Source organism: Parvibaculum sp., assembly GCF_002684405.1.
Taxonomy (GTDB): domain Bacteria; phylum Pseudomonadota; class Alphaproteobacteria; order Parvibaculales; family Parvibaculaceae; genus Parvibaculum.
In genome coordinates, this window is the sequence record NZ_NYVD01000023.1 from 1 (window position 1) to 6386 (window position 6386).

The 6386-nt window shown below is 62.8% G+C and carries 6 protein-coding genes; all 6 read right to left on the reverse strand.

What is annotated here, in order from left to right; translation table 11 throughout:
- Positions 1 to 960 (reverse strand): cell division protein FtsZ (ftsZ, locus tag CMI59_RS01980; protein ID WP_293323987.1); only part of this gene is annotated, 960 nt, incomplete at its 3' end.
- A gap of 145 nt (positions 961 to 1105) precedes the next feature.
- A complete protein-coding gene (ftsA, locus tag CMI59_RS01985; RefSeq protein WP_293323991.1) occupies positions 1106 to 2413 on the reverse strand; it encodes a cell division protein FtsA in 1308 nt (435 codons plus the stop codon).
- Positions 2410 to 3426, reverse strand: coding sequence for a cell division protein FtsQ/DivIB (locus CMI59_RS01990; protein ID WP_293323994.1), 1017 nt, complete (start codon positions 3424 to 3426; stop codon positions 2410 to 2412). The genes ftsA and CMI59_RS01990 overlap by 4 nt, the downstream gene beginning before the upstream one ends.
- Positions 3414 to 4340, reverse strand: coding sequence for a D-alanine--D-alanine ligase (locus CMI59_RS01995; RefSeq protein WP_293323997.1), 927 nt, complete (start codon positions 4338 to 4340; stop codon positions 3414 to 3416). Before CMI59_RS01995 ends, CMI59_RS01990 begins: the two co-directional genes overlap by 13 nt.
- Positions 4337 to 5266, reverse strand: coding sequence for a UDP-N-acetylmuramate dehydrogenase (gene murB / locus CMI59_RS02000; protein WP_293323999.1), 930 nt, complete (start codon positions 5264 to 5266; stop codon positions 4337 to 4339). The genes CMI59_RS01995 and murB overlap by 4 nt, the downstream gene beginning before the upstream one ends.
- Positions 5263 to 6386 (reverse strand): UDP-N-acetylmuramate--L-alanine ligase (gene murC, locus CMI59_RS02005; RefSeq protein ID WP_293324002.1); only part of this gene is annotated, 1124 nt, incomplete at its 5' end. The genes murC and murB, both read right to left, overlap by 4 nt.

The following is a 6386-nucleotide window of genomic DNA, read 5'->3' on the forward strand; positions in this document are numbered from 1 at the left end:
CTCAATACCGGTGGCCACGACCGAAACGCGCATCCGGCCATCCATCGAGCTGTCGAAGGTCGAACCGACGATGATGTTCGCGTCCGGATCGACTTCGGAGCGAATGCGGTTGGCCGCCTCGTCCACTTCATAAAGCGTGAGGTCCATGCCGCCCGTGATGTTGATGAGCACGCCCCGGGCGCCCTTCATCGACACTTCATCGAGCAGCGGGTTGGAAATCGCGGCTTCCGCAGCGGCAACGGCACGGCTTTCGCCTTCCGCTTCGCCGGTTCCCATCATCGCCTTGCCCATCTCGTTCATGACGGTGCGCACATCGGCAAAGTCGAGATTGATCAGGCCGGGCTTCATCATCAGGTCGGTGATGCCAGCCACGCCGGAATGAAGAACCTGGTCCGCCATGCCGAACGCATCGGCAAAGGTCGTGTTCTCATTCGCGATACGGAACAGATTCTGGTTCGGAATGATGATGAGCGTATCGACATATTGCTGAAGGTCGGAAATGCCTTCCTCCGCAATACGCATGCGCCGCGAGCCTTCGAACTGGAAAGGCTTGGTCACCACACCGACGGTGAGAATGCCCTGCTCCCGAGCCGTGCGCGCCACCACGGGTGCGGCGCCGGTGCCGGTGCCGCCACCCATGCCCGCGGTGATGAACACCATATGGGCACCGGTGAGCTGTTCGCCGATTTCTTCGATGGCCTCTTCGGCCGCCGCGCAGCCGACTTCAGGCCGCGAGCCTGCGCCGAGACCTTCCGTGATGTCGGCGCCAAGCTGGATCCGCCGTTCCGCCAGAGACGCCGAAAGCGCCTGGGCGTCCGTATTCGCCACCACGAAGTCGCAACCTTCCAGCCCGGCTTCGATCATGTTGTTGACCGCATTGCCGCCCGCACCGCCTACACCGAAGACGGTAATGCGCGGCTTGAGTTCCTTCTCCTGCGGAACCGAAAGTTTGATGCTCATGTCAGCCTCCTGAGAGCAATTTGAAAAACGAGGCCCTGTCCGGAAACATCCGGAACGCCAGCCGACCGGCCCTGCCGCCGCCGGTCGCTTGCCCCGCATAGGTGCCCGCCGCGCTTGCGGGCCGGAAAATCATCGTTGCGCGCCATCAGAAATTCTCCTTCAGCCATCGGCCAAGCCTGCGGATATGGCCGCGCGGAGCGGCCTCCCCGTCCGGGTCATGGGCCGCCGCCTCGAGCGGAGACATCTGCGAATAGGAAAGAAGACCGGCACATGCCGAAAAAGCAGGGCCACCGGTCGCATCTGCCAGCCCCGCAATGCGGATTGGCTGGCCTACGCGCACCTGCTTGTCGAGCATGCGCGCAGCAAGTTCGCGAGCGCCGTTCAACTGGCTCGCGCCACCGGTCAACACAACACGCCGTCCGGCGAGCCGGCCATAGCCGCTCGCTTCCAGCCTGTCGCGTACCAGTTCGAACGTCTCTTCGAGACGCGGCTGAATGATTCCGGTCAACATCGACCTGGGAATATGATTCGCCGAGTCCGAATCTGTTTCGCCCACTTGCGGCACGTCGATCATCTCTCTTTCATCGGATGGACTCGCCAGCGCGCTGCCGTAAAGCGTCTTCATGCGTTCTGCATGGGCCAGCGGTGTAGAGAGTCCTCGCGCGATGTCATTTGTAATGTGATTCCCGCCGATTGACACGGAATCGCAATAGACCATCGCCCCTTCAAAGAAGACCGCAAGTGAAGTTGTGCCGCCGCCCATGTCGAGAACGGCAACGCCAAGGTCCATTTCATCTTCGACCAGACAGGCCAGACCGCTCGCATAGGGTGAAACCGCAATGCCGGAGACGGCGAGATGGCACCGCTCGACGCAGATTTCGAGATTGCGCAGCGCCCCTCTCTGTGTGCTGACCATGTGGACTTCCACGCCCACCTTGTCGCAGAACATGCCGCGCGGATCGCGCACGCCCCGGCTGTCGTCGATGCTGTAATTGGTCGGGATGGCGTGAAGCACTTCCCGCCCCTCGGGCTGGAAATTCTCCTGGGCATGACCGATCAGCCGCGCCAGATCGTCATCCGTCACTTCCGAGCCCTGAAGCTTGGATTTGACGCCGACCGTCTGGCTCTTGGGTTCGCCGCCCGACACCGTGACGAGAACCTCCCGAATGGTGATGCCCGCCATGCGCTCGGCCGTGTCGACGGCAATCCGGATCGCCTCCTCGGCGGCATCCATATCGACAACGGTGCCGGCGCGGATACCCCGGGACACCTGATGACCTATGCCGACCACCCGCATGGGCACATGACCGTTCGCCATGCGACCGGGTTCGACCTTCGCGATAAAGCAGGAGACCTTGCTGGATCCGACATCCAGCGCAGCCACCACGCCGGAACGGCCCGGTGCGACCGGACGCCCCTGAAACCCCTTGGAACCGAGCGACACCATATTCATGTTCTGTCCCCCGTGCCGGTCGCTTTCGACCGCACATCACCATCATGCAAACTGACACCTACCGCCGAACCGTCCTTCAGGGCGTCGGCCGCTTCTTTCGTCAACTCCACCGCCACCCGATCCTTCAGACGCAGATCGACCGAAACGATGTCGCGGGAAAGGACCTTATGTTCCGCGTCATACGCAACCAGACGCGCCAGCGCGCCGGACACATCCTTTTCCGGCAGCTTCACATCGACGCCGTTTTCAAGGCGCAGATTCCAGCGGCGCTCCGACACACGCACAAAGGCCCGCACCCGCGTCAGCAGCGCCGGATATTTCTTCGCCATCATCGCGATCAGCTCCGGCGCGGCGCGCGGCGCGCCGAACCCGACGATGAACGGCAGCGATGCGTAATTCTTGATGTTCTCATCCGTGATCGGCGTACCTTCCCGGTCCACAACGGAAAGAAATCCGCCGCGCTGCCAGATGGCGAAGGTCTTGCGCTCCACGATGTCGAGCCGGATCGCATCGGGCAGAAGCCGGGTGACCGTGGCGCTTTTCACCCAGTCGAGACGCTCCACCCGTTCGCGTGCCTCTTCGGTATCGAAAGACAGGATGGGATCGCCGCGGCTGATGCCGAGCGAGGCAAGGAGGCGGTCGGGCCGCGTATGATGACGGCCCGTCACGGTCACCTCCTGAATGGAAAAACCTGCCAGCGCCATCAGCTTGTCTGCCTGCGCGGTTACCGCGCGGCCCGCCGCGGCGACATGGCCGCCGACAAAAAGACCGTAGAGAACGACGCCCACAATCAGCACACCGGCGCCGACGGTGAAAGGCCGCATCGGCACCTCGCCCTGCGTCAGCGCATAGAGGCGCGCCGCGACCGGCCCCTTCGGCGGCGTCTTGCGCTTGCCGAAGATGCGCGTCTGCGCCGTGTTGCGGCGCTTGCCCGGCGCCACGGCGCTCTTGCCGTTCTTTCGGCGCGTCACGCCCGTGCGCGACGTCCGGGATTTCGACTTCACCTCCCGCATGAAGCGTCCTCCACCATCCAGCTCACCAGTTCCACATATGAATATCCGGCCAGGTTCGCGAGTTCGGGCACGAGCGACGTCGGCGTCATGCCGGGCTGCGTATTCACTTCCAGAAGAATGAGTTCGCCCTTGCCACCCTTCGTGTCGTCATAACGGAAGTCGGAGCGCGTCACGCCCCTGCATCCCAGCGCCTTGTGGGCCGCCAGGGTGATGCGCTGGACTTCCTGCTTCAGCTCTTCGTCGATCGGCGCAGGCAGAATGTGGCGCGAGCCGCCTTCCTGATACTTCGCCTCATAATCGTAGAAAGCGGTGTTGGCGATGATCTCGGTCACCTCGAAAACTTCCTCGCCCATGACGGCACAGGTCAGCTCGCGGCCGGCAACGAAGCGTTCGATCATCACCTCATGCCCGAGATCCCATTCCGGTGAGGTCAGCTCCGCAGGCGGGCGATTATCCCCTTCCTTCACGATGAAGACACCGACGGACGACCCCTGATTGAGCGGCTTCACTACATAAGGAGGAGACATCACATGACCAAGCGCCGCCTGCTCGCGCGGCACGACAAGACTATCGGCAACCGGCAGGCCCGCTTCGCGGAAAACGGCCTTGGCGCGCTCCTTGTGCATGGCGAGCGCGGAGGGCAGCACGCCGGAATGCGTGTAGGGCACACCAAGCACTTCAAGAAGGCCCTGCACACAACCGTCCTCACCCCATTGGCCGTGCAATGCGTTGAAGCAGACATCCGGCTTTACGCGCAAAATCTGATCGGCAAGATCGCGGCCGGCGTCGATCTCGCTCACGCGATAGCCGCCCTTGCGCAACGCATCGGCGCATCCCTTGCCCGAGACAAGGCTCACATCCCGCTCCGCGCTCCAGCCGCCCTTCAGAACGGCGACATGCTTTCCGTCCGTCATGCAGCCTCCTTCAGGGGGATACCGATGCGCCGGATTTCCCATTCAAGCGTTACGCCGCTGGTTTCCTTCACGCGGGCGCGCACATCCTCGCCAAGCCCTTCAAGGTCGGCGGCGGTTGCATCGCCCGTATTGATGAGGAAGTTGCAATGCTGCTCGCTCACCTGCGCACCGCCGCGGACAAGTCCGCGACAGCCTGCGGCGTCGATGAGCTGCCAGCTCTTCCGCCCTTCCGGGTTCTTGAACGTGCTGCCGCCGGTGCGGCTGCGGATCGGCTGGCTCGCCTCGCGCGAAGAGGTGATCTCTTCCATCCGCGCAGCAATCGCTGCCTTGTCTCCCGCATGCCCGCGATAGAGCGCCTCGACGAAAATCAAGTCGTCCGGCGCACCGCAATGGCGGTAGCTGTAATGCATATCGACGTTGGAAAGCGTCACGATCTCGCCTTTGCGCGAAACCGCCTTCACCTCGACCAGCACATCCTTCGTTTCCGAGCCGTAAGCACCGCCATTCATGCGCAGGGCGCCGCCGATGGAACCGGGAATGCCGCGATAAAACTCAAGGCCGGCAATGCCTGCCTGCTGCGCTGCGCGGGCGACCGCTACATCGAGCGCGGCCGTGCCGGCCCGCACAAAATCGCCTTCCGCTTCTATGCTCATGAAGGGCTTACCCAAACGAATGACCACGCCCTTCACCCCGCCGTCGCGCACGAGAAGGTTCGACCCGACGCCGACCACCGTTACCGGCACATCCTCGGGGCAGCCCGCAAGGAAGGCGGCAAGGTCTTCGGCATCCGCCGGTCGGAACAGCACTTCCGCCGGGCCGCCGACACGGAACCATGTGAGCGGCGCAAGCGGCGCATTGGCCGTCAGTTCGCCCCGTACTTCAGGCAGACGCTCGATCAGATCGGTATGGAAGACAGCCGCGTTCATGCGTCCCCTCCCTTGCCGAATTTCTTTTCCAGGTCGGCGGGCAGCGCATTCGCCCATTGCGTGATATTGCCGGCTCCGAGACAAACGACAATGTCGCCGGGCTTCGCCATGTCGGCAACGATCCCGGGAAGGTCTTCCGGCTTGTCGAGCGGCACGACATTGCGGTGGCCGCGATCACGAAGCCCCGCGACCAACGCGTCGCGATCCGCGCCTTCGATCGGCTTCTCGCCCGCCTCATAGACATTGGCGACGATCACCGCGTCCGCATCGTTGAAGCAGGCGCAGAAATCATCGAACAGATTGTGGAGCCGCGTATAGCGATGCGGCTGCACCACGGCGATGGTGCGCCCCTCGCCCGCGCTGTGGGCGGCCTGCAAGACGGCGGCGATTTCCACCGGGTGATGACCGTAATCGTCATAGATGTGGACGCCATTCCAATCGCCCACATAGGTGAAGCGCCGCTTCACGCCGCCGAAACCTTCAAGCGCCGTGCGGATACGGTCGTCCGAAATGCCAAGCTGCAGCGCCACGCCGATAGCGGCGAGACTGTTCAGCATGTTGTGCTTGCCATGCATGGCAAGCTTCACGCCCGGCAGCTCGCGCTTGTCGCCCGTCTTGCGGTTCGTGATCGTCACGTCGAACACATTGAAACCGCCTTCGACGCGCGCATTGGTCGCGCGAATATCTGCCTGGATGCTGGTGCCATAGGTCACGATACGCCGGTCGCGCACACGACCGATCAAGGCCTGCACTTCCGGGTGATCGATACACATCACCGCCGCGCCATAGAAGGGCACATTCTCGACAAAGGCGAGGAAGGCATCTTTGGCGGCCTCGAAGGTGCCGTAATAGTCCAGATGTTCCGGATCGATATTGGTAACGACCGCGATGGTGGACGGCAGCTTGATGAAGGTGCCGTCGGATTCATCGGCCTCCACAACCATCCACTCGCCATCGCCCAGACGCGCATTGGTGCCATAGGCATTGATGATGCCGCCATTGATGACCGTCGGATCGAGGTCCGCTGCATCGAGGATGGAGGCGACCAGCGAGGTGGTCGTCGTCTTGCTATGCGTTCCGCCGATGGCGACACAAGATTTGAGGCGCATCAGTTCCGCCA